General features: G+C 70.3%; 24 protein-coding genes. 7 read left to right on the top strand and 17 right to left on the bottom strand.

The window, feature by feature from the left end:
• Window positions 1-5: 5 nt before the first annotated feature.
• Complete coding sequence (locus AC3EO4_RS16425; RefSeq protein WP_379573907.1) at window positions 6-2,054, bottom strand: APC family permease; 2,049 nt, start codon at window positions 2,052-2,054, stop codon at window positions 6-8.
• Window positions 2,055-2,145: 91 nt separating this feature from the next.
• Here AC3EO4_RS16425 and AC3EO4_RS16420 point away from each other — a divergent pair, with 91 nt between their 5' ends.
• Together AC3EO4_RS16420 and AC3EO4_RS16415 are read left to right on the top strand one after the other, a co-directional pair.
• A complete protein-coding gene (locus tag AC3EO4_RS16420) occupies window positions 2,146-2,811 on the top strand; it encodes a potassium channel family protein (protein ID WP_379573906.1) in 666 nt (221 codons plus the stop codon).
• The gene (locus tag AC3EO4_RS16415) at window positions 2,811-3,470 is read left to right on the top strand and encodes a potassium channel family protein (protein ID WP_379573905.1); all 660 of its coding nucleotides are present in this window, start codon (window positions 2,811-2,813) and stop codon (window positions 3,468-3,470) included. The genes AC3EO4_RS16420 and AC3EO4_RS16415 overlap by 1 nt, the downstream gene beginning before the upstream one ends.
• Here AC3EO4_RS16415 and AC3EO4_RS16410 read toward each other — a convergent pair.
• The 7 genes from AC3EO4_RS16410 to valS form a co-directional block, all read right to left on the bottom strand.
• Window positions 3,467-5,509, bottom strand: a complete 2,043-nt coding sequence (locus AC3EO4_RS16410) for a serine/threonine-protein kinase (RefSeq protein ID WP_431896342.1) — start codon at window positions 5,507-5,509, stop codon at window positions 3,467-3,469. The genes AC3EO4_RS16415 and AC3EO4_RS16410 overlap by 4 nt on opposite strands.
• Window positions 5,510-5,821: 312 nt before the next feature.
• Window positions 5,822-6,481 carry a DUF3159 domain-containing protein gene (locus tag AC3EO4_RS16405; protein ID WP_379573903.1) on the bottom strand — a complete coding sequence of 220 codons (660 nt, stop codon included), beginning with the start codon at window positions 6,479-6,481 and terminating at the stop codon, window positions 5,822-5,824.
• Window positions 6,482-6,499: 18 nt separating this feature from the next.
• On the bottom strand, window positions 6,500-6,889 hold the full coding sequence (locus AC3EO4_RS16400; protein ID WP_379573902.1) for an OB-fold nucleic acid binding domain-containing protein: 390 nt from the start codon (window positions 6,887-6,889) through the stop codon (window positions 6,500-6,502).
• Window positions 6,890-6,916: 27 nt separating this feature from the next.
• Window positions 6,917-7,570 carry a DUF3710 domain-containing protein gene (locus AC3EO4_RS16395; protein ID WP_379573901.1) on the bottom strand — a complete coding sequence of 218 codons (654 nt, stop codon included), beginning with the start codon at window positions 7,568-7,570 and terminating at the stop codon, window positions 6,917-6,919.
• A gap of 14 nt (window positions 7,571-7,584) precedes the next feature.
• Window positions 7,585-8,022, bottom strand: coding sequence for a dUTP diphosphatase (dut, locus tag AC3EO4_RS16390; RefSeq protein WP_379573900.1), 438 nt, complete (start codon window positions 8,020-8,022; stop codon window positions 7,585-7,587).
• A gap of 46 nt (window positions 8,023-8,068) precedes the next feature.
• On the bottom strand, window positions 8,069-9,148 hold the full coding sequence (locus tag AC3EO4_RS16385; protein ID WP_379573899.1) for an AI-2E family transporter: 1,080 nt from the start codon (window positions 9,146-9,148) through the stop codon (window positions 8,069-8,071).
• Between the two features lie 156 nt (window positions 9,149-9,304).
• Complete coding sequence (gene valS / locus AC3EO4_RS16380; RefSeq protein ID WP_431896339.1) at window positions 9,305-11,761, bottom strand: valine--tRNA ligase; 2,457 nt, start codon at window positions 11,759-11,761, stop codon at window positions 9,305-9,307.
• 68 nt (window positions 11,762-11,829) lie between these two features.
• Between valS and AC3EO4_RS16375 the strand changes: the two genes are divergently transcribed.
• Window positions 11,830-12,111, top strand: a complete 282-nt coding sequence (locus tag AC3EO4_RS16375) for a DUF4235 domain-containing protein (protein WP_379573897.1) — start codon at window positions 11,830-11,832, stop codon at window positions 12,109-12,111.
• Here the strand turns inward: AC3EO4_RS16375 and AC3EO4_RS16370 are convergent.
• From AC3EO4_RS16370 to paaN, 3 genes are all read right to left on the bottom strand, one after another.
• Complete coding sequence (locus AC3EO4_RS16370) at window positions 12,092-13,477, bottom strand: alpha,alpha-trehalose-phosphate synthase (UDP-forming) (protein ID WP_431896337.1); 1,386 nt, start codon at window positions 13,475-13,477, stop codon at window positions 12,092-12,094. The genes AC3EO4_RS16375 and AC3EO4_RS16370 overlap by 20 nt on opposite strands.
• Before the next feature lie 71 nt (window positions 13,478-13,548).
• A complete protein-coding gene (locus AC3EO4_RS16365) occupies window positions 13,549-14,382 on the bottom strand; it encodes a 3-hydroxyacyl-CoA dehydrogenase family protein (protein WP_379573895.1) in 834 nt (277 codons plus the stop codon).
• A 1-nt stretch (window position 14,383) separates the two neighbouring features.
• Window positions 14,384-16,030: a phenylacetic acid degradation protein PaaN gene (paaN, locus tag AC3EO4_RS16360; protein WP_431896334.1), complete on the bottom strand. Its 1,647-nt coding sequence runs from the start codon at window positions 16,028-16,030 to the stop codon at window positions 14,384-14,386.
• A 97-nt stretch (window positions 16,031-16,127) separates the two neighbouring features.
• Between paaN and paaI the strand changes: the two genes are divergently transcribed.
• Genes paaI through AC3EO4_RS16345 form a run of 3 tightly spaced genes read left to right on the top strand, consistent with a single transcriptional unit; the run spans window position 16,128 to window position 18,329 of the window.
• Complete coding sequence (gene paaI / locus AC3EO4_RS16355; RefSeq protein ID WP_431896373.1) at window positions 16,128-16,508, top strand: hydroxyphenylacetyl-CoA thioesterase PaaI; 381 nt, start codon at window positions 16,128-16,130, stop codon at window positions 16,506-16,508.
• Window positions 16,505-17,728, top strand: a complete 1,224-nt coding sequence (gene paaK / locus AC3EO4_RS16350) for a phenylacetate--CoA ligase PaaK (protein WP_379573893.1) — start codon at window positions 16,505-16,507, stop codon at window positions 17,726-17,728. The genes paaI and paaK overlap by 4 nt, the downstream gene beginning before the upstream one ends.
• Before the next feature lie 4 nt (window positions 17,729-17,732).
• Window positions 17,733-18,329: a TetR/AcrR family transcriptional regulator gene (locus AC3EO4_RS16345; RefSeq protein WP_379573892.1), complete on the top strand. Its 597-nt coding sequence runs from the start codon at window positions 17,733-17,735 to the stop codon at window positions 18,327-18,329.
• Window positions 18,330-18,398: 69 nt separating this feature from the next.
• On the opposite strand, the gene AC3EO4_RS16340 is transcribed toward AC3EO4_RS16345, so the two are convergent.
• The 4 genes from AC3EO4_RS16340 to AC3EO4_RS16325 form a co-directional block, all read right to left on the bottom strand.
• Window positions 18,399-19,232 carry a hypothetical protein gene (locus AC3EO4_RS16340; RefSeq protein WP_431896332.1) on the bottom strand — a complete coding sequence of 278 codons (834 nt, stop codon included), beginning with the start codon at window positions 19,230-19,232 and terminating at the stop codon, window positions 18,399-18,401.
• A 51-nt stretch (window positions 19,233-19,283) separates the two neighbouring features.
• Window positions 19,284-19,583 carry a DUF4193 domain-containing protein gene (locus AC3EO4_RS16335; protein WP_090929286.1) on the bottom strand — a complete coding sequence of 100 codons (300 nt, stop codon included), beginning with the start codon at window positions 19,581-19,583 and terminating at the stop codon, window positions 19,284-19,286.
• A 284-nt stretch (window positions 19,584-19,867) separates the two neighbouring features.
• Complete coding sequence (locus tag AC3EO4_RS16330; RefSeq protein ID WP_431896329.1) at window positions 19,868-21,220, bottom strand: sensor histidine kinase; 1,353 nt, start codon at window positions 21,218-21,220, stop codon at window positions 19,868-19,870.
• Window positions 21,217-21,870 carry a response regulator transcription factor gene (locus tag AC3EO4_RS16325; protein WP_379573889.1) on the bottom strand — a complete coding sequence of 218 codons (654 nt, stop codon included), beginning with the start codon at window positions 21,868-21,870 and terminating at the stop codon, window positions 21,217-21,219. The genes AC3EO4_RS16330 and AC3EO4_RS16325 overlap by 4 nt, the downstream gene beginning before the upstream one ends.
• A 230-nt stretch (window positions 21,871-22,100) precedes the next feature.
• Between AC3EO4_RS16325 and AC3EO4_RS16320 the strand changes: the two genes are divergently transcribed.
• A complete protein-coding gene (locus AC3EO4_RS16320) occupies window positions 22,101-22,265 on the top strand; it encodes a hypothetical protein (protein ID WP_358126007.1) in 165 nt (54 codons plus the stop codon).
• Between the two features lie 72 nt (window positions 22,266-22,337).
• Here the strand turns inward: AC3EO4_RS16320 and AC3EO4_RS16315 are convergent, their stop codons facing one another.
• The gene (locus tag AC3EO4_RS16315) at window positions 22,338-23,141 is read right to left on the bottom strand and encodes an inositol monophosphatase family protein (RefSeq protein WP_379573888.1); all 804 of its coding nucleotides are present in this window, start codon (window positions 23,139-23,141) and stop codon (window positions 22,338-22,340) included.
• The gene (locus tag AC3EO4_RS16310) at window positions 23,142-25,121 is read right to left on the bottom strand and encodes a S9 family peptidase (RefSeq protein ID WP_431896327.1); all 1,980 of its coding nucleotides are present in this window, start codon (window positions 25,119-25,121) and stop codon (window positions 23,142-23,144) included.
• Window positions 25,122-25,151: the final 30 nt, after the last annotated feature.

Raw genomic sequence — 25,151 nt, 5'->3', positions numbered from 1 at the left:
ACTACTCATGCCTTCGCCGTGTCGTCGTCGCCCTCGACCTCGACCTCGTGCCACGGCCGCCGGACCGCGCCGGGGGCGAACGGCTCGCGGCGGGCCCTGAGCCGGTCGGAGGAGTGGAGCTGCCAGGGCACGCTGGTCACCATCACGCCGGGCTTGAACAGCAGCCGCGCCTTGAGCCGCAGCGCGCTCTGGTTGTGGAGCAGGTGCTCCCACCAGTGGCCGACGACGTATTCGGGGATGAACACGGTCACCACGTCGCGCGGTGAGCGGCGGCGCAGCGTCTTGACGTAGTCGAGGATGGGCTGGGTGATCTCCCTGTACGGCGAGTCCAGCATCTTGAGCGGCACGGGGATGCCCCTGCGCTCCCACTCCTCCTGGAGGGTGGCGGCCTCCTCGCCTTCGACGCCGACGGTGACCGCCTCGATGGTGGAGGGCCTGGTGGCGCGGGCGTAGGCCAGGGCCCGCAGCGTCGGCTTGTGAATCTTGGACACGAGCACGATCGCGTGGTTGCGGGCGGGCAGCATGGTCTCGTCGAGGTCCTCGGTGACGGCGAGCTCGGCTGCGACGTTGTCGTAGTGGTGCCGGATGCCCTTCATCATCAGGAACAGGATCGGCATCGCGATGCAGACGATCCACGCGCCGACCGCGAACTTGGTCAGCAGGACGACCACCAGCACGAGGGCGGTCATGACGGCGCCGAAGAAGTTGATGACCCTGGAGCGCTGCATCTGGAAGCGGACGCGCTGGTCGGTCTCGGTCTTCAGGTGGCGGGTCCAGTGGATGACCATGCCGGTCTGGCTGAGGGTGAAGGAGACGAAGACGCCGACGATGTAGAGGTTCAGCAGGCGGCTGACGTCGGCCTGGAATCCCCACAGCAGCAGGCAGGCGCCGAGTGCCAGGATGACGATGCCGTTGGAGAAGGCCAGGCGGTCGCCGCGGGTGTGGAGCTGGCGTGGCAGGTAGCGGTCCTGGGCCAGGATCGAGCCGAGTACGGGGAAGCCGTTGAAGGCGGTGTTGGCGGCCAGGAACAGGATGAGCGCGGTGACCGCGGAGATGATGACGAACATCAGCGAGCCGCTGCCGAAGACCGCGTCGGCGACCTGGGAGATGATCGGCTGCTGGTAGTAGCCGGGCCCGACAGGGGTGCCGTCGGGGCGCAGCAGGTCCACGGCGACGTGCTGGGGTTCGGCGACGGTGACGCCCGAGGCCAGGCCGATGGCGATGATGCCGGAGAACATCGTGACGGCGACCAGGCCCATCATGAGCAGCGTGGTGGCCGCGTTCTTGCTCTTGGGCTTCCGGAAGGCGGGCACGCCGTTGCTGATCGCCTCGACACCCGTCAGCGCGGCGCAGCCGGAGGAGAAGGCGCGCAGCACGAGGAAGGCCGCCGCGAAGCTGGTCAGGTTGGTCTGCTCGGCTACGACCTGGAATCCCGCGGTGGGCGCCCTGAGCTCGTCGCCGAGGATCAGCAGCCGGACGCCGCCCCAGGTGACCAGGCCGAGCACCGCGACCATGAAGGCGTAGGTCGGGATGGCGAAGGCGACGCCGGACTCGCGGATGCCGCGCAGGTTCACGATCGTGAGCAGCACGACGATGGCGATGGCGACGGTCGGCTTGTGCTCGGCCACGAACGGGACGGTGGCGCCCACGTAGTCGACGCCGTTGGCCACCGAGACGGCCACGGTCAGCACGTAGTCGACCATGAGCGCGCTGGCGACCGTCAGTCCCGCGTTCCTGCCGAGGTTGACGGTGGCCACCTCGTAGTCGCCGCCGCCGCTGGGATAGGCGTGGACGTTCTGGCGGTAGGAGGCGACCACGGTCATCATGACCACGACGACGGCCATGGCGACCCATGGGCTGTAGTGGTAGAACGAGACGCCGGCGAGGGAGAGGATGACGAGGATCTCCTGCGGCGCGTATGCCACGGAGGAGAGCGCGTCGCTGGCGAAGACGGGCAGCGCAATCCGTTTGGGGAGCAACTGTTCATGAAGCTGCCCACTGCGGAGCGCGCGTCCCACCAGGAGACGCTTGACAAGATCTGTCACCTTCGCCACGTCTGAAGATGCTAGTCCTCCTTGCCCGCCCCACCGACACGCCGCTCCCTGTCCGCGCCATACTGAGGTGAAGGCAACCCGTGGGGAGCACATGCATATCGTGATAATGGGATGCGGACGAGTCGGGTCGACCATCGCCCACATCCTGGAGGACAACGGCCATTCGGTCGCGATCATCGATCGCGACCCGCAGGCGTTCAGGCGGCTGAGGGCCGGGTTCAGGGGCCGGAGGGTCACCGGGGTCGGCTTCGATCGCGACGTGCTGCAGGAGGCGGGCATCGAGTCCGCGGCCGCTTACGTGGCCGTCAGCAGCGGCGACAACTCCAACATCATCTCCGCCCGGGTCGCGCGCGAGACCTTCGGCGTCGACAACGTCGTGGCGCGCATCTACGACTCCCGGCGGGCCGAGGTCTATCAGCGGCTCGGCATCCCCACGGTGGCCACCGTACGGTGGACGGCCGACCAGATCCTGCGCCGCATCCTGCCCGAGGGCGCGGAACCGCTGTGGCGCGACCCCACAGGCACGGTCGTGCTGGCCGAGGTCGCCACCAATCCCGCGTGGATCGGCACCAAGGTCACCGCGCTGGAGGAGGTCGTCGGCGCCAGGGTCGCCTTCGTCAACCGTATGGGCGAGGCACTGGTCACGAAGCCGGACACCGTGGTGCAGGAGGGTGACGTGCTCCACGTCATCGCCGCCGAGAACGACATGGACAGGATCAACAAGGTGCTGGCCGCCGCACCGGAAGAGGGTCACTGATGCGCATCGCCATCGCCGGCGCCGGCGCGGTCGGCCGTTCCATCGCCGCCGAACTCCTGGAGAACGGCCACGAGGTCCTGCTGATCGACAGCGACCCGAAGGCCATCAAGATCGACGCGGTGCCGCGGGCCGAGTGGCTGCTGGCCGACGCCTGCGAGATCTCCTCCCTGGACGAGGCCGGGCTCAACAACTGCCACGTCGTGGTCGCCTCCAGCGGCGACGACAAGGTCAACCTGGTGGTCTCCCTGCTGGCCAAGACCGAGTACGGCGTGCCGCGCGTGGTCGCCCGCATCAACCACCCCAACAACGAGTGGCTGTTCAACGAGTCGTGGGGTGTCGACGTCGCGGTCTCCACTCCGCGCCTGCTGTCGGCGCTGGTCGAGGAGGCGGTCAGCGTCGGCGACCTGGTCCGCCTGATGACCTTCCGCCAAGGCCAGGCCAACCTGGTCGAGCTCACGCTGCCCGAGGACGCGCCCGTCGTCGGGCAGCGGGCGGGTTCGGTGCCGTGGCCCGTCGACTCCGCGCTGGTGGCGATCCTGCGCGAGGGGCGGGTGCTGGTGCCGTCGGCCGACGACCCGCTGGAAGCGGGCGACGAGCTGATGTTCGTCGCCAGCCAGGAGGTGGAGGAGGAGCTGGCCCAGCTCCTGTCCCCCCACTAGCCGGTACGGCGGGCCGCCCACCACCCCCATACGGTGGCCAGTGTCCAGGCCGCGGCCGTCGCGGCGCTCAGCACCGGCAGGATCAGTGCCGTGAGGCCGCTCGCACCGGCGAGGTCGAGCCAGAGGTGCACCACGGCCAGCGCCGCGAACCCGGCGGTCGCGGCCCCCGCGACGGCGGCCGCGGTTCGCGACCGCCGCCACGTGCGCACGGCGGTGACGGCCGTCCACGCGCACAGGAGCCCGTAGGCCATGGCCGTGGTCATCTGGGAGCCGCTGCCCGTCTGGTATCCGCCCAGGTAGCCGGCGAACGCGACGAACGGCAGCGCCCTGGTGACGGTCGCCGCCGTGCCGCCCTCGGGCAGCAGCGGCCGGGGCACGACGACGGCCAGCAGCGCGAAGGCGGCGAACAGGATCAGCAGGTCGGTGCCCGTCCCGATGGAGGGAAGCGCGACGCCCACCCGCGTGGCCGCCCTGGGCAGCACGTAGGCGACCACGCCCGCGCCGGCCGCCGCGACGGCCAAGAGCCTGAGCAGCCGCGCCACCCGCCCGCCCGCCGGTACGGGCCGGTCCGGCGGGCCGCTCCCCACTGCACCACGCGGCCCTGGCTCCGCGGGAGCGCCAGCCGCTTCCCCTGCCCCACCGGACGAGCGCGTTTCGAACGCCCCAGGCGGAGCGGAGGCAAGCAGACCGGAAGAGGATCCTACGGGTACCGCGGGCCCGACGCCTCGACCCGACCCGGCGGACGCACCAGGCCCCTCGGGAGTCCCGACACCCTGACCGGGCCCACGGGACGCACCCGGCCCCTCCGGCGTACCGACACCCTGACCGGACCCACGGGACGCACCAGCCCCCTCGGAGGTCCCGACACCCTGGCCGGGCCCACGGGACGCACCCGGCCCCTCCGGCGTACCGACGCCCAGGCCGGGCCCGCGGAACGCACCAGGCCCCTCCGGCGTACCGACATCCTGACCGGACGCGGCGGACAGACCGGGGTCTGGGGGTGCGGCGGGCCAGGCGGACCGGTCAGACCCGGCCGGCACGGCGGGCCCGGCCGGCGCGTCGGGTTCCCCGGGTGTGGCGGGTTCCCCGGGTGCGGCGGCGGGGGCCGGCGCGGTGGGGGCATCCGGATCGGGTCCTGAGGAGGCGTCGGCCCGGTGATCGCGGACCAGCGCCGCCAGCGCCCGCGACCCAGCCCTCCTGCGCGTCTCCTCCTGAGACCGCGTCGCCACCCTGCTCAGCACCGCGGCCGCAGACTCGTGCGACAGCCGCTCCTGGGGATCCTTGCGCAGGAGCCCCTGCACGACCCCCTCCAGCCGCACGGCCAGCCGCATCGGCCGCGGCTCCCGCATGAGGATGGCCGCCAGCACCGCGACGGGGCTGTCCATCGGGTACGGCGGGACGCCCTCGACCGCCGTGTACAGCGTCGCCCCCAGCGCCCACAGGTCGCTGGCCTCGCTCGCCGGCGCCCCTTCCAGCCGTTCGGGCGCCATGTAGGCGGGCGAGCCCATCAGCATCCCGGTCGCGGTGAGGGTCGGCGAGTCGGCGACGTGCGCGATGCCGAAGTCGGTCAGCACCACTCCCCCGTCGTCGAGGAGGAGGACGTTGGCCGGTTTCACGTCCCTGTGCGTGATGCCCGCGGCGTGGGCGGTCCTGAGGGCCTCCAGCACCTTGACCCCGATGTCGGCCGCGACCTGCTCGGGCAGCGGGCCCGTCCGCTCCAGCACCTGCGCAAGGGAGGAGGCCGGCAGCAACTCCATGACGATCCACGGGTGCCCCTCGTCCATGACCACGTCGTGGATGGTGATCACGTACGGGTTGCGCAGCCGGGCCGCCGCCCTCGCCTCGCGCAACACCCGTTCGAAGGCGCGCTCCCTGTCCTTCTCGCCCATCCAGCCGGGCACCAGCACCTGCTTGAGCGCGACGGGCCTGTCGAGCACCTGATCGTGGGCCCGCCACACGGCGCCCATCCCGCCACGTCCCAGTTCGTCCGACAGCAGGTACCTGCCGCCGACCAGCCTCTGCTCGGAGGGCTCACCCACGTTCGCCCCCTACCCTCACAGGTCACCTCACATCCTTCATGTCAACACTCGCACGAGATGTCGCGTTCCCGAACGGCCTCTTCCCACGTCATGACCTGGCCAGGCGACGAACGGCCGCGAGCAGCCCGGCGCGGAGGGGGTCCACCGGAGAGCCCGCCCGACGATCCCGGCGTGACGGCGGGTCAGCGGCGGCGCTGAAGTGGCGTGGAAAGGCAGCATGAAAGGCAGAAGGCCACCGGTGACCCCGGTGGCCTTCTGCCGTTGCTTGCCTGACGGAAACGAACGCGCGGCTCCCGCGCCGAGGAGGAAAGGTCAGGCGGTGGCCGCCTGGATCGGGGTGCGGCCGCGGCTGAGGAGCCAGGCCATCGCTGCCAGCCCCGCGACCTGTAGCGGCCAGCCCATCAGCACCTTGGCGATGCCGAGCGCGGCGATCGCCTCGTCGCCCCCGCCGAACAGGTAGATCGGCAGCTGCACCGCCACCCGCACGACACACGGCAGCATGAGCAGCCACGTGAGCTTGGTGCACAGTTTCACGATCCCCGGGTCCTTGTGCCACGCGGTGGGATCGCCCGTGACCGACCCGATGAGGAAACCGACGACCGGCCACCTGGCGGCGATGGAGATCAGCATGGCGGCGGCGTATCCGGCGTTGTAGAGGATGCCGGGCAGGTACACATCGCGCGCGTCGCCGGTACGGGAGGCGAAGAACCAGCCGATGCCGATGCCGATCAAGCTGTTGATCACGAACTGCGGGGTGGAGCGCTGCGCGAGGCGGACCAGCAGCAGCACGGCCGCCAGGGAGGCGCTGATGATGAGCGACAGGTTGAGCTGCTCGGTCGCCAGCCACGACACCGTGAAGGCGATGGTCGGCACCGCGGCCTCGACGATGCCGCGGAAGCCGCCGAGCGCCTTGGACAGCTGCGCCCTGATGGCGGACTCAACGGTGTCGTGGGCCGTAGCCTGCTCTGTCACGTGATCGATCGCTCCCTGTCAGGCGCCTGGGCGCAGTTCGTAGCGCGGGTTGAACATCACCTTGCGCCCGTCTTGCATGCTGACCAGGCCCTCGGCTTTGACGATGCGGCCCGGCTCGATGCCCGCGATCTTGCGTCGGCCGAGCCACACCAGGTCGATCACGTCTGAGCCGTCGTAGAGCTCGGCCTCCAACGCGGGGGCGCCGCCCCGCGGTCGCAGCGTCACCGTACGTAGCGTACCCGCCACACAGAAACGTCGCCTGCCACCGCAGGACACGATCGGCGTGGCGCCCGCCTGGTCGGCGTCCTCACGCAGTTCCTCGGCCTCCAGCTCGGCCTGCGAGGAGGCCAGTCTGCTGAAGAACCCGCGCAATCCCCCGCGTTTGGGGGGCTCTGCCGTACTAGTCATGATGACTCAGCTTATGCGATGACGCGGTCAGCGGGTCTCGGTCATTTCCGGCCCTCTTTTGAAGGGGTTCTGAGCCGCCGAAGAAGGAGCGGGTCCGGTGTGCCGCTCTCCCGGGATCCGCAGCAGGATGGGCTCCTCCGGGGCCATCGGCTCCTCGCCGCGCACCACGACCACATCGCGGATGACGGCTTCGAGCGGCTCGGCCGCGGCGGAGTCGACGGCGGCCTTGCCGCTGAAGACCGCGCGCAGGAACCAGCGCGGGCCGTCGACGCCCACGTAGCGGACCGCCTGGGTGCCGGCCTCGCCGGGAATGGTGCCCACCAGCTCGGGGCCGAACGAGCCCTCGGTCACCTCGACCGTGCCGCCCGCCTCCTTCACGCTGGCGATCAGCTTGGTCCTGACCTCGTCCCACAGGCCGCCCCGCTTGGGTGCGGCGAAGGCGTGCAGCTGCAGGGCGCTGTCGCCGTGGAGGACGACCACGCCGATGGGCTGGTCGCCCGCGACGGCGATCTGCACGTCGAGTCCTTCGCTGACGCTGACGCGCATGCCGCCGAGGTCGACGCGGTCGCCCTCGGGGTGCGGCTCGTCGGCGTCCCACGGGCCCGACTCGCGCGCCTGCCGCTCGACGGCCGCCTCTGCGGCCTGCTGCTCGGGCTGCTCATGCCTGCGACGTCGGAACACTGTCGATCACTCCCTCATCTACCTGTGGAACCGAAGCCGTCGGCCCCGCGCATGGAGCCGGGCAGCCGGTCCACCTCGTAGAAGGTGGCCCGCTCGACCCGCTGGACGACCAGCTGGGCGATGCGGTCGCCGCGTCGCAGCCGGACCGCCTCCTTGGTGTCGGTGTTGAGCAGCGTCACCTTGATCTCGCCCCGGTAACCCGCGTCGACGGTGCCGGGGGCGTTGACGAGCGTGACGCCGTGCTTGGCGGCCAGCCCCGAGCGCGGGTGCACGAAGGCGGCGAACCCGTCGGGCAGCGCGATCGCCACGCCGGTGCCGACCAGCGCGCGCTCGCCCGGCAGCAGCTCGACGTCCGCCGCGGCCACCAGATCGGCCCCCGCGTCGCCGGGATGCGCGTAGCTCGGCACCGGCAGGTCGGGGTCGAGGCGATGGATGAGCACCTCTACGGTCATGCGGTCTCCTCGCTACACCCCAACGTACGCGTCATGAGGGATGAGACTACCCCTTGGGCTGCTCGGATTTGCTCTTCGCGGGAACCTCGGGCGGTGGTGGCGTGTCCGCCGGCGGCAGGGCCGGGGGTACGTGGCGAAGCTCGGGCAGCGCCCGGTAGATGACCGCGGCGACAGGTACGGCCACGGCCGCCCCCGCGATGCCGCCGAGGATGCCGCCGACGGCCAGCACGATGATGATCGCGAGAGGGTGGAAGTTGAGCGCCCTGCCGACGATGAGCGGCTGCAGCACGTGGTTCTCCAGCTGCTGCTCGACGATGAGCACAGCGAGGAAGATGAGCGCCTTGAGTGGGCTGGTCGTGCCGAGCGTGACCAGGGTGGCGACCGTGCCGGCGATGAAGATGCCGACGATGGGGATGAAGCTGGCGAGGAAGATGAGGATGGCCAGCGGTGCCCAGAGCGGCACGCCGAGCCCCGCCAGCACGATGCCCATGACCAGGCCGTGGACGGCCGCGACGGCGACCGTGCCCTGAACGTAGTGGGAGACCGTCGCCCAGGCCACCCTGCCCGCCCTGTCGACGCGGGAGGACATTCCGCCGAAACCCTTGAGGAACCAGGCCCAGATCCTGTCGCCGTCCTTGAGCAGGAAGAACGTCACGAAGAGCATGAGCACCATCGAGGCGAGCACCTCGATGGCGACCTGCCCGGCGGTCAGCACCGTGTTGGTGATGGCGGCCTGCGAGGTCTGCAGCTGGTTGGTGATGGTCTTGACCCAGTCGTCGAGCTGCTTGGTGTCGAGGTGGATGGGCCCCGTCACCAGCCAGTCACGCAACTCGTTGATCGACTTCTGCACCTGGTCGACCACGGTCGGGAACTCGTCGCTGGCCCTGGCCCCGATGAGCCAGCCCGCGCCGGCCAGGACGGCGAGCGCGATCAGCAGGGTGATCCAGGTGGCGTAGATGGGCCGCAGGCCCGCGTTGGTCAGCCTGCTGCTGAGCGGGTAGAGCAGCGCGGTCAGCAACAGCGCGATCGCCACCGGCAGCGCCACGAAGCTGAGCCTGGCGACGATCGAGGCGAAGACGTAGACGACCACGCCGACGACGATCAGGCACGCGCTCCATGCGGCCATCTTGGCCACGAGGGGTGGTACCAGCTGGGTTGGGCGGTCGGAGAACACATGTTCAAGACTGGCATGTCCCTGACCCGAACGCGCGCGGTTATCGCCGTGGACGAAACATCTGGGGGCACGGCGGCGGGCCGTACCCCCAGAAACACCCCCAGAAGGTCAGGCCAGCTCGACGGCCACCGCCAGTTCCTCGCCCGCCTCCAGCACGAACTCGTCGACGTTGCCCGAGCCGCACAGGTCGTCGGCGCCCTGCCGGACCAGGCCGGGCTGCGGGGCGTGGACGGTGAGCCTGGCGATCTCGGCGCGCATCGACACCTTCGCCTCGGACTTGGCCTTGCGGACCTGCCGCAGCACCTCCGACACCAGCGCCAGCAGCGCGGGGTCGCCCTCGCCCGCCTCGGCCTCGGGCCAGGCGGCGCGGTGGACCGACCCGTCGCGCCACCACGACCACACCTCTTCGGTGACGAACGGCAGGAACGGCGCGAACAGCCGCAACTGCACCTCGAGCGCCTGCCTGAGCGCGGCGTGGGCGGAGGAGGCGGCCGCGTCGCTGTCGTAGGCGCGGGCCTTGACCAGCTCGAGGTAGTCGTCGCAGAAGGACCAGAAGAAGCGCTCGGCCACCTCGAGAGCCCGCGCGTAGTCGTAGCCCTCGAAGGCGTCGGTGGCCTCCCGCACCGTCTGCGACAGCGCGGCCAGCATCGACAGGTCGAGCGGCTCGGTGACCCGCTCGCCCTCGGGGAAGCCGAGCACGAACTTCGACGCGTTGAGGATCTTGATGGCCAGACGGCGGCCGATCTTCATCTGGCCGGTGTCGAAGGCGGTGTCGGTGCCGGGCCGGCCGCCGGCCGCCCAGTAGCGCACGGCGTCGGAGCCGTACTCCTCCAGCATGGACATGGGCGTGGTGGCGTTGCCCTTGGACTTCGACATCTTCTTGCGGTCGGGATCGAGGATCCACCCGGAGATCGCGACGTTCTTGAACGGCAGCGAGTCGAACTCCTGGTGGGCGCGGACCACCGCGGAGAACAGCCAGGTGCGGATGATCTCGTGCGCCTGCGGCCGCAGGTCCATCGGGAACACCCGTGCGAGCAGGTCGGGATCGCGTTCCCAGCCGCCGACGATCTCGGGTGACAGCGACGAGGTGGCCCAGGTGTCCATGACGTCGGTGTCGCCCACGAAGCCGCCGGGCACGCCGCGCTGCTCCTCGGTGTAGCCGGGCGGCACGTCGGAGGAGGGGTCGACGGGCAGCATGTCCTCCGTGGGGAGGATCAGCGCGCCGGTGTCGACGTCGTACCAGACGGGGAACGGCACGCCGAAGAAGCGCTGGCGGGAGATCAGCCAGTCGCCCGCCAGGCCCTTGACCCAGTTGTCGTAGCGGACCCGCATGTGCGGCGGGTGCCAGACCAGCTCGGCGCCCCTGGCCAGCAGGCGCTCGCGCAGCTCGGCGTCGCGCCCGCCGTTGCGGATGTACCACTGGCGGGTGGTCACGATCTCGAGAGGCTTGTCGCCCTTCTCGTAGAACTTCACCGGGCGCCTGACCGGGCGCGGCTCGCCGTCGAGGTCGCCGGACTCGCTCAGCATCTCCACGATCCGCTCGCGGGCGCTGTGGACGGTCTTGCCCGCCAGCTCCTTGTACGGCTCGGCGTCGACGCCCTCGGGCGGCTCGGGCAGCAGCCTGCCGTCCCATCCGATGACGGGCCTGGTCGCCAGGTCGAGCTCGCGCCACCAGGTGACGTCGGTGATGTCGCCGAACGTGCAGATCATCGCGATGCCCGAGCCCTTGTCAGGCTCGGCCAGGTGGTGGGCCAGGATCGGCACCTCGGCGCCGAACAGCGGCGACAGGACGACGGTGCCGAACAGCGGTTTGTACCGCTCGTCGTCGGGGTGGGCCACGAGCGCGACGCAGGCGGGGATCAGCTCGGGCCTGGTCGTCTCGATCCAGACGGGGCCCTGGTCACCGTAGAAGGAGATCCGGTGGAAGGCCCCCGGCCACTCCCTGTCCTCCAGCTCGGCCTGGGCGACGGCGGTGCGGAAGGTGACGTCCCACAGCGTCGGCGCCTCGGCCTGGTAGGCCTCACCGCGCGCCAGATTGCGCAGGAAGGCGCGCTGGGAGGCGGCACGCGAGGCGCCGTCGATGGTGGCGTAGGTCAGGCTCCAGTCGACCGACAGGCCGAGCCGCCGCCACAGCTCCTCGAAGGCCTTCTCGTCCTCGATCGTGAGCCGCTCGCACAGCTCGATGAAGTTGCGCCTGGAGATGCTGACCTGCTGCTTGCCCGGCTTGTCGGGCGGCTGGAACGACGGGTCGTACGGCACGGAGGCGTCGCCCCGCACGCCGAAGTGGTTCTGCACCCTGCGCTCGGTCGGCAGGCCGTTATCGTCCCAGCCCATCGGGTAGAAGACCTCGCGCCCGCGCATCCGCTGGTAGCGGGCGATGGTGTCGGTGTGGGTGTAGGAGAAGACGTGGCCGACGTGCAGCGAGCCGGAGACGGTCGGCGGCGGGGTGTCGATCGAGTAGATCTGCTCCCGCGTCCTGGACCTGTCGAAGCGGTAGACGCCCTCGGACTCCCAGCGCTCTACCCATACCTGCTCCAGGCCGTCGAGAGTAGGTTTCTCGGGCATGAGCGGATGGCGTGATCGCTGAGTCATGCCTCCAAATGGTACGCGTCGAAGACGAATAGGGTTGCCACATGAAGACAGAGGAGAAGCCCGACATCGCCTGGCGGGTGATCGGCGGCCTGGTGGGTCTGGCCACCGCCTGGGCGGCCAAGAAGGTGCTCGGTTACGTGTGGGTGAAGGCCACCGGCAAGGAGGCGCCCATCGACACCGAGTCCGACGAGGTCGGCATGGCCGAGGCGATCGGCTACGCGGTGGTGATGGGCGTGGGCATGCAGGTGGCCCAGATCGTGGTCAACAAGACCGCGAAGAAGCGCTACCTCGCGTGGAAGGCGCTCAAGACTCCAACGCAGTGAGGAACTCGCTCGCCCAGCGGTCCACGTCGTAGGTCGACACCCGGCGGCGCAGAGCACGCATCCGCCGGGCCACCTCGTGCGGCGTGGCCCGCATGGCGGTCATCATCGTCCGTTTGAGTCCCTCGACGTCGTACGGGTTGACGAGGTAGGCCTGCCTGAGCTCGTCGGCGGCCCCGGCGAACTCGCTCAGCACGAGCGCCCCCCGCAGGTCGTGGTGGCAGGAGACGTACTCCTTGGCGACCAGGTTCATCCCGTCGCGCAGCGGGGTCACGACCATCACGTCGGCCGCCAGGTAGAGCGCGGCCAGCTCGTCACGGCTGTGCGACTGGTGGAAGTACTGGATCGGCTGGGCGCCCAGCGCGGAGTGCTCGCCGTTGATCCTTCCCACCTGCAGCTCGATGTCGTCGCGCAGCCTGCGGTACTCGTCGACCCGCTCCCTGCTCGGCGTCGCGATCTGCACGAAGACCGCCTCGCCAGGGCCCAGCGTCGCCTCCGTCAGCAGCTCGCCGAAGGCCTCGAGGCGCTGGCCGATCCCCTTGGTGTAGTCGAGCCTGTCGACGCCGAGCAGGACGTGCTCGGGGTCGCCGAGCTCGGCGCGGATCTCCTTGGCGCGCTGCACGATGTGCGGTTCTCGGACCAGGACGTCGAGCTCGGAGAAGTCGACCGAGATGGGGAAGGCCTGCGCGGTGACGACGCGGTCGCCGTAGTAGACCTCGTTGCCCTTGTAGGACAGCCCGAGCAGGCGGCGGCAGAGCCGGATGAAGTTGGAGGCGCCGCCCGGCAGCTGGAAGCCGACCAGGTCGGCGCCGAGCAGTCCTTCGAGGAGTTCGGTGCGCCACGGCAGCCGCCAGTACAGCTCGACGGGCGGGAAGGGGATGTGCAGGAAGAAGCCGATGCGCAGGTCGGGGCGGCGCCGGCGGAGCATGGCGGGGACGAGCTGGAGCTGGTAGTCCTGCACCCAGACGACCGCGCCCTCTTCGGCGGCCTCGGCGGCGGCCTCGGCGAAGCGTTCGTTGACCCTGCGGTAGGTCTCCCACATGCGGCGCTCGAAGACGGGCGGGGCGACCACGTCGTGGTACAGGGGCCAGAGGGTGGCGTTGGAGAAGCCCTCGTAGTAGAGCTCGACCTCCTCGGCCGACAGCGGGATCGGGATGAGGCTCATGCCGTCCTGCTCGAACGGCTCCAGCTTCTCGTCCGGCGCGCCGGGCCAGCCGAGCCAGGCGCCCTGGCGGCGCTGCATGACCGGTGCGATCGCGGTGACGAGCCCCCCGGGGCTCCTCCGCCACGCGGCCGTGCCGTCGGGTTCGATCGTTCTGTCCACCGGAAGCCGGTTGGCGACGATCAGGAACGAGCTACGGCCGGCCACGCATGTCCTCCTGGGCTGTCGACAATTCCGTGGACATCTACCCCGGATTTACACAAAAAAACACAAACCGGTCAACTGTCCCAGGTGTAGAATCCCCTCCCCGTCTTGCGGCCCAGCTCTCCCCTCGCCACCATCTCGCGCAGCAGGGCGGGCGGCTCGAAGCGGGGGCCGAGCCTGGCGTGCAGGTACTCGGCGACGGCCAGCCGCACGTCGAGTCCGACGAGATCGCCGAGCCTGAGCGGGCCCATGGGGTGGCTGTAGCCGAGGGTCATGGCGGTGTCGATGTCCTCGGCGCCGGCGACGCCCTCCTCGACCATGCGGATGGCCTCGAGGCCGAGGAGCACGCCGAGGCGGCTGGTGGCGAACCCGGGCGAGTCGTTGACCACCACGCCCGTCTTGCCCAGCGCCTCGACGTGCCGCCTGGCCGCGGCGAGCACGCCCGGCGGGGTCTGCGGGGTGACGACGATCTCGACGAGGCGCTGCACGGGCACCGGGTTGAAGAAGTGCAGGCCGATCAGCCGGTGCGGGACGTCCAGCCCTGCCGACAGTTCGCTGATGGACAGCGAGCTGGTGTTGGTGGCCAGCAGCGCCCTGGGCCGGATCCGCGCCTCGGCCGCCGCCAGCACCTCGACCTTGAGCTTCGGGTCCTCGGGCACCGCCTCGATCACCAGGTCGGCCGCCTCGGGCACGGGCCCGAGCGTCAGCCGCCGCAGCGCCTCGTCGGCGCGCACGTCCTGCTGCCTGGACTCGGCCGTCCGCAGCCCCCTGGCGATCCGCTCCTGCGCGGCGGCGGCCGCGGCGTCGTCCGCCTCCTGTACGGTCACCCGCGCCCCTGCGGCGAGGAAGACCTGGGCGATGCCGGCGCCCATGCGCCCGCCGCCGATCACCGCGACCCGCACCGCCATGTCAGGCGTGGCGGCGCGACTGGACGACGAAGAACCTGCCCGCCACGAACCCTGGATCGGTGAGCGAGGCGGTCGCGGCCGGGTTGGCACCCGTGCCGTGGTAGTCGCTGAAGGCCGCGGACTGGTTGACGAACACGCCGCCCGTCAGGTTGCACGACAGGTTGACCCCCGCGTCGAGCGCCGCCCTCTCGGCCGCCTCCAGCACCTGCGGGGAGGTGGAGTAGACCGAGGCGGTCAGCGCGCCGCGAGAGGAGATCGTCCTCCGCAGCACCGCCAGCGACTCCTCCGTCGAGCCCGTGGCGATGACGAACGCGACGGGGCCGAAGTGCTCGCGCCCGTAGGTCTCCTCGTCGGCCTGGGAGAGCTTGACGATCACCGGTGTGCGCACCGTGGCTCCTGGGAAGGCCGGGTGGGTCACCGCCCTGGACTCCAGCACGACCTCGCCCAGCGAGCGCGCGGCCTCGACCCTGCCCAGCACGCCCGCGTTGACGATCGCGCCGGTGAGCTCGACCGCTCTGGCGTCGTCGCCGAGCAGCCGCGACACGGCGGCCGCCAGGTCGGCGGCGACCTCGGCGAGGCTCTTGGGCCCCGCGTCGGTCTGGATGCCGTCGGAGGGGATGAGGATGTTCTGCGGCGCCGTGCACATCTGGCCGCTGTAGAGCGACAGGGAGAAGGCGATGTTGCCCAGCATGCCCTTGTAGGAGTCGGTGGAGTCGACGACGACCGTGTTGACCCCTGCCTTCTCGGTGTGCACGAGCGCCTGGGTGGCGTTGCGCTCCAGCCAGTCGCCGTACTCGGTGGAGCCGGTGAAGTCGACGATCCGCACGTCGGGGTGGGTGGCGAGCTGACTGGCCAGGCCCTGCCCCTCCTCGGCGGCGAGCGTGACCAGGTCGGGGTCGAAGCCCGCCTCCTCCAGCACCTCGCGGGCGATGGCCACGGTGATCGCCAGCGGCAGGATCGCGCCAGGGTGCGGCTTGACGATGACGGGGTTGCCGGTGACCAGCGAGGCGAACAGGCCGGGGTAGGCGTTCCACGTGGGGAAGGTGTTGCAGCCGATGACGAGGGCGACACCGCGCGGCACGACCGTGAACGTCTTCTCCATCACCAGCGGGTCGCCCTTGGCGGGCTTCTCCCAGCGCGCGTGGGACCGCGCGGCGGTCATGGCGGCCAGGCCGTAGGCGACGGCCTCGAGGCCGCGGTCCTGCGCGTGGGGTCCGCCCGCCTGGAAGGCCATGACGAACGCCTGGCCCGTGGTGTGCTGGACGGCGTTGGCGATCTCGAAGCTGCGCTGGTTGATGCGGTGCAGGATCTCGGCGCAGACCTGCGCCCTCTCCTGCGGTCCCGCGTCGCGCCACGGCGGCATCGCCGCCCCCGCCAGGTCGACGAGCTGCTCGGGCGAGGGCTCGGGGTAGGTCACGCCGAGCTCCATCCCGTACGGCGAGCGCTCGGCGCCGATCCACAGCCCGGTGCCCTGCTGCTCGATCGGGAACGGCTTGCCGAGGTAGGACTCGAAGGCCTCCTTGCCCCGTTCGGCCGCGCCCTCGCCGTACACCCGGGGGCTCGGCGACTCGGGGTAGGCGCTCCAGTAACCCCGCTCGGCGATGGCCTTCATGGCCCTTGTGAGCGTGTCCCCGTGCTGGTCGAACATGGTCAGCGCCTCCCTTGACAGGACCTGCGGACGATGATGTGTTTACCGAACATTCGGTCAGCTGACAAGGGAGACATCCGTGGAGTCCGCGCGTCGCATGATGGCGGCCGACGTGGCCTCGGCCGCACTGGGGATCGAGCTGGCGGAACTGGCTCCCGGACAGGCGGTCTGCACGATGGCCGTGACCGAGCGGATGGTCAACGGGCACGCCATCTGCCATGGCGGCTACGTCTTCCTGCTGGCCGACACGGCCTTCGCGTGCGCCTGCAACTCCCATGGGCCCGTCACGGTGGCGGCGGGCGCGGAGATCTCCTTCGTCTCCCCCGCGCGGGCCGGTGAGACGCTGACCGCCACGGCGCTGGAGCGGACGCGTTTCGGACGGAACGGGATCTACGACGTCACGGTGCGAGGCGGCGACGGAAGGGTGGTCGCGGAGTTCCGCGGGCGCAGCCGCGCCTTGGAGGAGGAGAGCAGATGATCTCGTCGGACGAGCTCGCCGCGCTGCAGCTGGAGCGGCTCCGGTGGACCCTCGACCACGCCTATCGCAACGTCGCGCTGTACAGGGAGAAGTTCGACGCGGCAGGGGTGCACCCGGCCGACTGCAAGGAGCTGGCCGACCTGGCGAGGTTCCCCTTCACCACCAAGGACGACCTGCGCTCGTGCTACCCGTTCGGCATGTTCGCGGTGCCGCGCGAGCAGGTGGTGCGCGTGCACGCCTCCAGCGGCACGACGGGCAAGCCGACCGTGGTGGGCTACACCAGGCGCGACATCGACACCTGGGCCGAGGTCATGGCCAGGTCGCTGAGGGCGGCGGGCGGCAGGCCCGGCGACATCGTGCACGTCGCCTACGGATACGGACTGTTCACCGGCGGGCTGGGCGCGCACTACGGCGCCGAGCGGCTCGGCTGCACGGTGGTGCCGGTCTCCGGCGGCATGACGCCCCGTCAGGTACAGCTCATCACCGACTTCCGTCCCGACGTCATCATGGTGACCCCCTCGTACATGCTGGCGCTGCTGGAGGAGTTCGAGGCGCAGGGCCTGGACCCGCGCGCGACCTCTCTGCGGATCGGCGTCTTCGGCGCGGAGCCGTGGACGGAGGAGATGCGCGCGGAGATCGAGAGCGCCTTCGGCCTGGACGCCGTGGACATCTACGGCCTGTCGGAGGTCATCGGCCCCGGCGTGGCGCAGGAGTGCGTGGAGACCAAGGACGGGCTGCACGTCTGGGAGGACCACTTCTACCCCGAGATCGTCGACGCGGACGCCGACGGCAGGGGCGAGCTGGTCTTCACCTCCCTCACCAAGGAGGCGATGCCCGTCATCCGCTACCGCACCCACGACCTGACCCGCCTGCTCCCCGGTACGGCGATGCCGGCCTTCCGGCGGATGGAGAAGGTGAGGGGACGCACCGACGACATGATCATTCTGCGCGGCGTCAACGTCTTCCCCACGCAGATCGAGGAGATCGTGCTGCGCACCCCCGGCCTTTCGCCGCACTTCATGATCGAGCTGAGCAGACCGGGCCGCCTCGACGTGATGACGGTCCGGGTGGAGGCCTCACCGGGTGCCTCGGCCGAGGCGCTGGCCAGGACGGTGAAGGACACCGTCGGGGTCACGATCGCGGTCGAGCTCGTGGAGCAGGGGACGCTGGCCAGATCGGCGGGCAAGCTCCAACGCGTAGTGGACTTTCGGGATAATTAGCCACATGACCACCCCTCCGACCCGTCAGCGCGGGCGCGGGCACGACCCCGAGTCCGTCCTGCACATGGCCGTGACGGTGTTCAACGAGCGCGGCTACGACGGCACCAGCATGGAGGACCTCGCCCGCGCCCTCGGGGTGACCAAGTCGGCGATCTACTACCACGTGCCGGGCAAGGAGCAACTGCTCGCGCGGGCCCTCGACAGGGCGCTGGACGGCCTGTTCACGATGATCGCCGACCCGATGGCGGTGTCGGGCCCGGCGATCACGCGGCTGGAATGGGTGGTGCGGCGCAGCGTGTCGATCCTCGTGGAGCGCCTGCCGTACGTCACACTGTTGCTGAGGGTGCGCGGCAACAGCGCCACCGAGCAGGACGCGCTGGAGCGGCGGCGGGAGTTCGACAGATTCGTCAGCCACCTGGTGAAGGAGGCCGCGGCGGAGGGGCACATCAGGCCCGACGTGGATCCCGCACTGGTGACGCGGCTGCTGTTCGGGACGGTCAACTCGATCACCGAGTGGTACCAGCCGTCACGCGGGGGCTCGGCCGACGAGCTCGCCGACGCCATCCTCACGATCGCCTTCGACGGGCTGCGCACCCGCTGACGCGGGCGGCCCAGGGGGCGAGGCGGGGGAGGGCCCGCCGCCCTGGGCGCCGGCATCTCAGACGAGGTGTCAGGTTTCGAGCTCGGCCGAACCGGGGGTCGGCGGCAGCGTGGGGCGTTTGACCCGCAGATCAGCGCGGATCGCCTCACCGAGTTTCTTGGTGGCCGCCCGGTTGAGCATGCCGCCGGCCACGGCTCCGGTGAGGAAGGGACCGAGCGTCGTCAGGTGCCGTCCGAGGGTCCTCATCAGTCTGTTGCGCAGCGCCGTCTTCGTCGCCGCACCCAGCGCGAGCGTGACGGAGGCCGGTGCCAGCGGGTCGATGCCCCGCTGCCTCGACCAGGCCGCGGTGAACGCGACGGCACGCTGGGTGCCCGTGCCTGGCACCTCGATGCCGTAGACCTGATGGAGCTCGGCCAGCAGCTTCACTTCGATGGCCGCAACCACGATGGTCTCGGCGACCAGCTGGGCCGGCGCCGACAGCAGCAGCGGCGGGGCGGCGAACTCGGCCGCGGCCAGGGCGCCGCCGATCGCGCCGACCGTCATCGTCGCCTTCTGCGCGGTGCGGACGAGATCGTCGGCCAGCTGCTCGCCGGTGAGGCCGTGGTGATGTTCGGAAAGGGTCGCCAGATCCCTGATGGGGATGCGGGGCGCGATGTTCAGGAACACGTCGGCCAGCCACCGGCCTCTGCCGACGCCCGAGGCGTTCGCCCTCCTGGCGCCTTCGCTCAGCGACCTGGTGAGGCGGCCGAGCAGCCTGCGCCGCTCGGCGCTCTCCAGCTCACCAGGCCGCACCAGACGGCCGACGAGCTCGCCGACCTCGCGATCGGGATCCTCGACCTCGGGTTTCGGGTCCTTGTCCACGGCGGAGGCAGCGGACGACTCTGCGACCTCTGCGTCGTTCACAGGGTCGTCCCGCTCCTCTTTCTTGGATGACACGATGCGGTGCCCTCTCGGTCAGGCGGCGCACTCCCTGCAGACCTGCTGCCCGTTCCTCTCGGAGGCCAGCTGGCTGCGGTGGTGCACAAGGAAGCACCGCGAGCAGGTGAACTCGTCGGCCTGGCGAGGGATCACCCGCAGGGACAGCTCCTCATTCGACAGGTCCGCACCGGGCAGCTCGAGCGACTCGGCGAGGTCCGTCTCGTCGATGTCGATGCTGCCGGAGGACTTGTCGGTCCGCCGCGCCTGGAGTTCCTGGAGGCTGTCCTCCCCCAGGTCGTCATCGGTCTTGCGCGGGCTGTCGTAGTCGGTAGCCATTGTGCTTGCTCCATCCCCCTCATCTATGGTGTCGCGCTCGTCGCGCGTGTCTAACGTCCGAGAGGCCCATCTTGTGCCCGATCCTTCAGGGAGATTTGTGCATCGGTACCCCGGAGGAACGGCTGCTGAACCTCCCGACACGAAGGGGCCTGCCGCCAACGGCCTGTGGTTAGCCAAATATGGCGAAACACACAGCATTGGCGGCATGCACCACCGTGTTCGACGGCACATCCAACCACATGTACGGCGCGAACGAGACTCCCCCGTCAGATCAACACGCCGGACTAGCGCCCGGGGAGTCGAATGGTCACGACAAGTCCTCCGCCGTCGCGCGGCACCGCGGCCACGTTTCCGCCGTGCGCCTGCACGACCGCGCGGACGATGGACAGGCCGAGTCCCGATCCCTTCGCCGAGTCCACACGGTCCGCGTGGAGCCTTCTGAAGGGCTCGAACAGGCTGTTCACCTCGTACGCCGGGACATGCTGTCCCGTGTTGGCCACCTGAACAACCAGTGCCCCGTCCACCATTCCCGTGCGGATCCAGACTTTTCCGTTTCCTGGCTCGCTTTCCGGGATGTTGTATTTGACGGCGTTCTCCAGCAGGTTGCTGATGGAGCGTTCTAGCAGCACGGGATCGCCCAGCGTGGGCGCAGGCGACAGCTCGGTGGTGACGGTGACGCCCTGCTCGGCCGCGAAGGGCACGAGCTGCTCCACGGCCGTCATGGCGACCTCCTTGACGTCCACCGGCTTGCGCACGCGCAGCTCGCGTTCGCTACGGGCGAGCAGGAGCAGGCCCTCGATCAGCTTCTCGTTGCGGGCGTTGACCTCGAGGAGGGTACGGCCGAGCGCCTTCAGGTCCTGGGACGCCTCGGGGTCAGACAGCGCGATCTCCAGAACCGTCCTGTTGATGGTGAGGGGCGTGCGCAGCTCGTGCGAGGCGTTGGCGACGAACCTCCGCTGGGTGTCGAAGGCGACGTTGAGCCTGGTCAGCATCGCGTCGAAGGTGTCGGCGAGCTCCTTCAGCTCGTCCTGGGGGCCCTTGAGGTCGATGCGCTGGTGGGCGAGGTTGCTCTCGGACAACTTCTTGGCCGTCGCCGTCATCTGCGCGACGGGCCGCAGCGCCCTGTCGGCCACGAAGTAGCCGAGGATCAGCGCCAGGATGCCCACCCCGATCAGCACCATGACGGACTGCCTGATCAGGTTCTCCAGGATGGCGTTGATGTTGTTGTTCATCAGGAGCTCGGACTGGTCGTTCAGCGACTCGGCCAGCCCGGACGGCGCCCACTGCGGCAGCTTCAGGGTGAACTGGAAGCCCTGGTGGAGCACCGAGCTGACGATGAGATACATCACCGAGAGCAGGAACGCCCCCGCCACGAAGAACAACGCGCTGTAGGTCAGCGTGAGCCGCCACCGGATGCTCACCCTGTCGCGCATCACCCTGATGCGCTCGGCCATCGTCTCCTCGCCCTCGGGCTGGAGGGGCGGCGGTCCGTCCCACTCGCCGCCGCCCTGCCGCGGGGCCTGCTCGTCCCCCTGGCCCAGCTGCTCCACCCTCGTCCGCGTCATGCTGGCCCGCTCCGAGTGCGGACTGATCATCGGATGGGTGGGAACCGCCGGACGGTCCTGCTCGTCGCTCACAACTTGTATCCCACTCCCGGGACGGTCTCGATCACCTGCGGCTCACCGAGCTTCTTGCGCAGCGTCATCATGGTGACGCGCACGACGTTGGTGAACGGGTCGATGTTCTCGTCCCATGCCTTGTCCAGCAGGTCCTCCTGGCTCACCACGGCGCCCTCGGCGCGCAGCAACTCCTCGAGGACCGCGAACTCCTTCTTCGTCAGCTGGATCTCCTTGCCGTCGCGCTCGACGAGCCGCTTGCCGGGGTCCAGCCGTACCCCGGCCCGCTCGAGCACCGGGGGCAGGGCGGGCGCCGACCTGCGGCCGAGCGCGCGCACCCTGGCCACCAGCTCGACGAACACGAACGGCTTGGCCAGGTAGTCGTCGGCGCCGAGGCCGAGACCCTCCACCTTGTCGTCGACGTCGCCCGCCGCGGTCAGCATCAGGATCCTGGACGCGCTGCGCTCGGCGACCAGCCTGCGCGCCACCTCGTCGCCGTGGACCACCGGCAGGTCCCTGTCCAGCACGATCACGTCATAGTCGATGTAGGAGGTCTTCTCCAGCGCCGCGCCGCCGTCGTAGGCCACGTCCACGGCCATGGCCTCGCGACGGAGCCCCGTCGCGATCGCGTCGGCGAGCACCCGCTCGTCCTCAACCACAAGCACCCGCACGGCTGCCGGCACCTCTTCCCCGCTCCTGGATGTGGCTCTCATTTTCACCACATCTCCGATAAACGCACGGTAAGGCATGTGCGGGGCCATCGTGACGCAGGGCACATGCGATCGGAGGTTTCGGACCGCGGTGAGGGTGGGTAGACACGCGGGACACCCATCGCCGCGTGCCGTTGAACCCCCATGACCGCACGCGCCGCCCCCGAGATGCATGTGAGAGAGAAGGTGAGATGGGCGAGTTCACGACCACGATCGAACGCCGCCTCTGCCAGGCCTACAAGGGTCTCGACGAGGCGAGGTCCGTCGGCGACGACTACCTCGCCGACACCCTCACCGCGGAGATCGAGGATCTGCGACGCCTGGCCGACGACCACGGTGTCCCGTTGCCGCGCTGAACCGCACCGCATGTGACGACGGCCGGAGCCCCGCGGGGCTCCGGCCGTCGTCACGTCCACGGGCGGGCAGTGTCAGGCGTCGCGTTCGGGGTCGAGCGGCACGAGCAGGTCGTGCAGTTCCTCGAACAGCCCTGGAGCGGCGCACAGCGTGAGCTCGCCGTTCGGCGGCCTGCCGTTCAGCCCGCCGATCCTGGCGCCGGACTCGGCGGCGATCAGCCCTGCCGCGGCGTAGTCCCAGTAGTTGATCCCTCGCTCGTAGTAGGCGTCCACCCTGCCCGCCGCCACCGAGCACAGGTCGATCGCGCAGGAACCGCCGCGCCTGATGTCCCGCACCGAGGGCAGGACGGCCGCCGCGACCTGCCCCTGCACCCTGCGGCGGGAGGCGTCGTAGCCGAAACCGGTCGCCACCAGGGCCTGTCCGAGCGGCACGCCGCTGTTGCAGCGCAGCCGCGAGACCGCGAGACCGTCCTTGTGCAGGACGGCCCCGCCGCCGAGCGAGGCGCTGAACAGCTCGCCGCGCGGCACCACGTTGACGACACCCGCGACGATCCTGCCGTCCACCTCGACGGCGATGGAGACCGCCCACTCGGGCAGGCCGTACAGGAAGTTGACGGTGCCGTCGATCGGGTCGACGACCCACCTGACCCCGCTGGAGCCCGGCGTGTCGCCGCCCTCCTCCCCGAGGATCATGTCGTCCGGCCTGGCCTCCCTGATCCTGGCCCTGATGAGCTCCTCCGAGGCGCGGTCGAGCGCGGTGACGACGTCGGTCGGGCTCGACTTGGTCTGCACGACCTCGGGGTTGCTCGGCCGCTTGGCCAGCAGCATGTCGCCCGCCTCGCGGGCGATGTCCGTGGCCAGTGCCGCGAAGTCCGTCATCTACGCCACCGAGTCCGGGCGCTTCCACTCCTGGCCGAGCACGTGCTGGGCGAGGAAGGCGAGCACGGTCTCGTACCAGGCGACGGCGTTGCCCGGCTTGAGGATCCAGTGGTTCTCGTCGGGGAAGTAGAGGAACTTCGACTCGACGTTGCTGCGCTGCAGGTCCCACCACAGGCGCAGGGCCTCGCCGATCGGCACGCGGTAGTCCCTGTCGCCGTGGACGACCAGCATCGGCGTGCGGATCTGGTCGAGGGCGCCGTGCGGGGAGAGCTTGGCGTACCGCTCGGTGCCCGGCGCGCCGAACTCGCGCTGCCAGTACATGGAGGCGTCGGTGGTGCCGGCGAACTGGTCGAGGTTCCACAGCGAGGCGTGGGTGACGATCGCCTTGTAGCGGTCGGAGTGCCCGGCGACCCAGTTGGCCATGTAGCCGCCGAACGAGCCGCCCATCGCGCCCAGGCGCGTCTCGTCGATCTCGGGCAGCTTGAGCGCCTCGTCGACGATGGAGTCGAGGTCGGCGAGCGTGCGCGGACCCCACTCGCCCCAGCCCCGGTCGATCATGTGCTGGCCGTACCCGGTGGAAAGGGCGGGGTCGGGCAGCAGGACGGCATAGCCGTGCTCGGCCATGATCCACGGGTTCCAGCGCCACGACCAGTCGTTCCACGAGGAGACAGGGCCACCGTGGATCCACAGCAGGAACGGGGCGGGGTTCTCGGCGGAGGCGTCCTTGGGCAGCACCAGCCAGCCGCGGATCTCCTGCCCGTCGTCGGCCACGGCCGACAGCTCGGTGAGGGTGCCGGACAGGTCGAGTGCGGGGGCGGGCGAGGGCAACTCGACCACCTCGCCGGTGGCGGCGTCGATCCTGGCCGGCGTGGCGGGGCCGTGGTAGCCGCTGCGCAGCGCGTAGAGGAAACGGCCGTCGCCGGAGGCGCTGAGCGCGAGGTAGGCGGCGTCGTCGGTGGTGAGCCTGTCGAAGGAGCCGTCGAGCGACACCCGGAAGACGGGGCGGCGGCCCTGGTGGTCGGCCACCAGATAGACGGCGCCTGAGTCGGGAGCCCATTCGAGGTCCGCGGGGAACAGGTCGTCGGCGTAGGTCCTGCCCTCACCGGTGGCCAGGTCGCCGATCCACAGCTCCGAGCGGGCCGAGACATCGAGCGCGGTGTGGCGGGAGCGCGAGCAGGCCACGCGGGCGCCGTCGGGCGAGATCCGCAGCGGCCCCTCGAAGTCGTGGTCGTCGGCGGCGAAGAGCGTGCGCCGCTCCCCCGTGGCCACGTCGATCGCGACGATCTCGGTGCGCTGCTGCCCCGCGTCGAGGGGCACCGTCCACGTGGTGAGCACTGTGGCGCCGTCGGAGGTGAGCGCGAAGTCCAGGTGGTCGTCCAGATGGGCGCCGGAGTCGGGAGTCAGGTCCCTGACCTCCTCCAGCCGGTCGGCGCCCAGCCTGGCCGCGAACAGGCGGGTACGGCCGGGGCCGAGGTCGTGGTCCCAGTAGCGGACCGGGTAGCCCTCGTGCAGGATCGCGCTGATGCCCGCGTCCTTCCTGGCTTTGCGCCGCTCCTCGTCGGCGGCCTCGTCACCGGGCAGCACCTCGGAGGCGAACACGACGACGTCGCCCGCGGTCCGCGCCGCGCCGATGCCGCCCGGCCGGGTGGCGATCTGCCGGGCCTCGCCGCCCGCGCGCGGCAGCAGCCAGAGCGCCGGCACCTCCTCGTCGGAGTCCTTGACGGTCGGGTCGGGGCGGCGCGAGGTGAACAGCACGTCACCCGCCGCGGTGAACTCCGTGCCCGCCTCTCCCTTGGCGCTCCTGGTGAGCCGGTACGGCTCGCCGTCCACGGGGATCGCCCAGAGTGCGGTGCCGAACGACTTCCCGTCGGGGTTGAGGGACTGCACGGCGCTGACGAGCCGGGATCCGTCCGGCGAGAGCTTCAGCGAGAGGACTCGGGGGATGGCCACATAGTCACGAATATCCTTGAATGAGCTCACGTCACGAACCTACATCGTGGCCCCCATAGG

This window comes from Nonomuraea sp. bgisy101 (assembly GCF_057708945.1).
The sequence above is the reverse complement of the archived record's forward strand: the minus strand, read 5'-3'. Positions and strand labels throughout refer to the sequence as shown.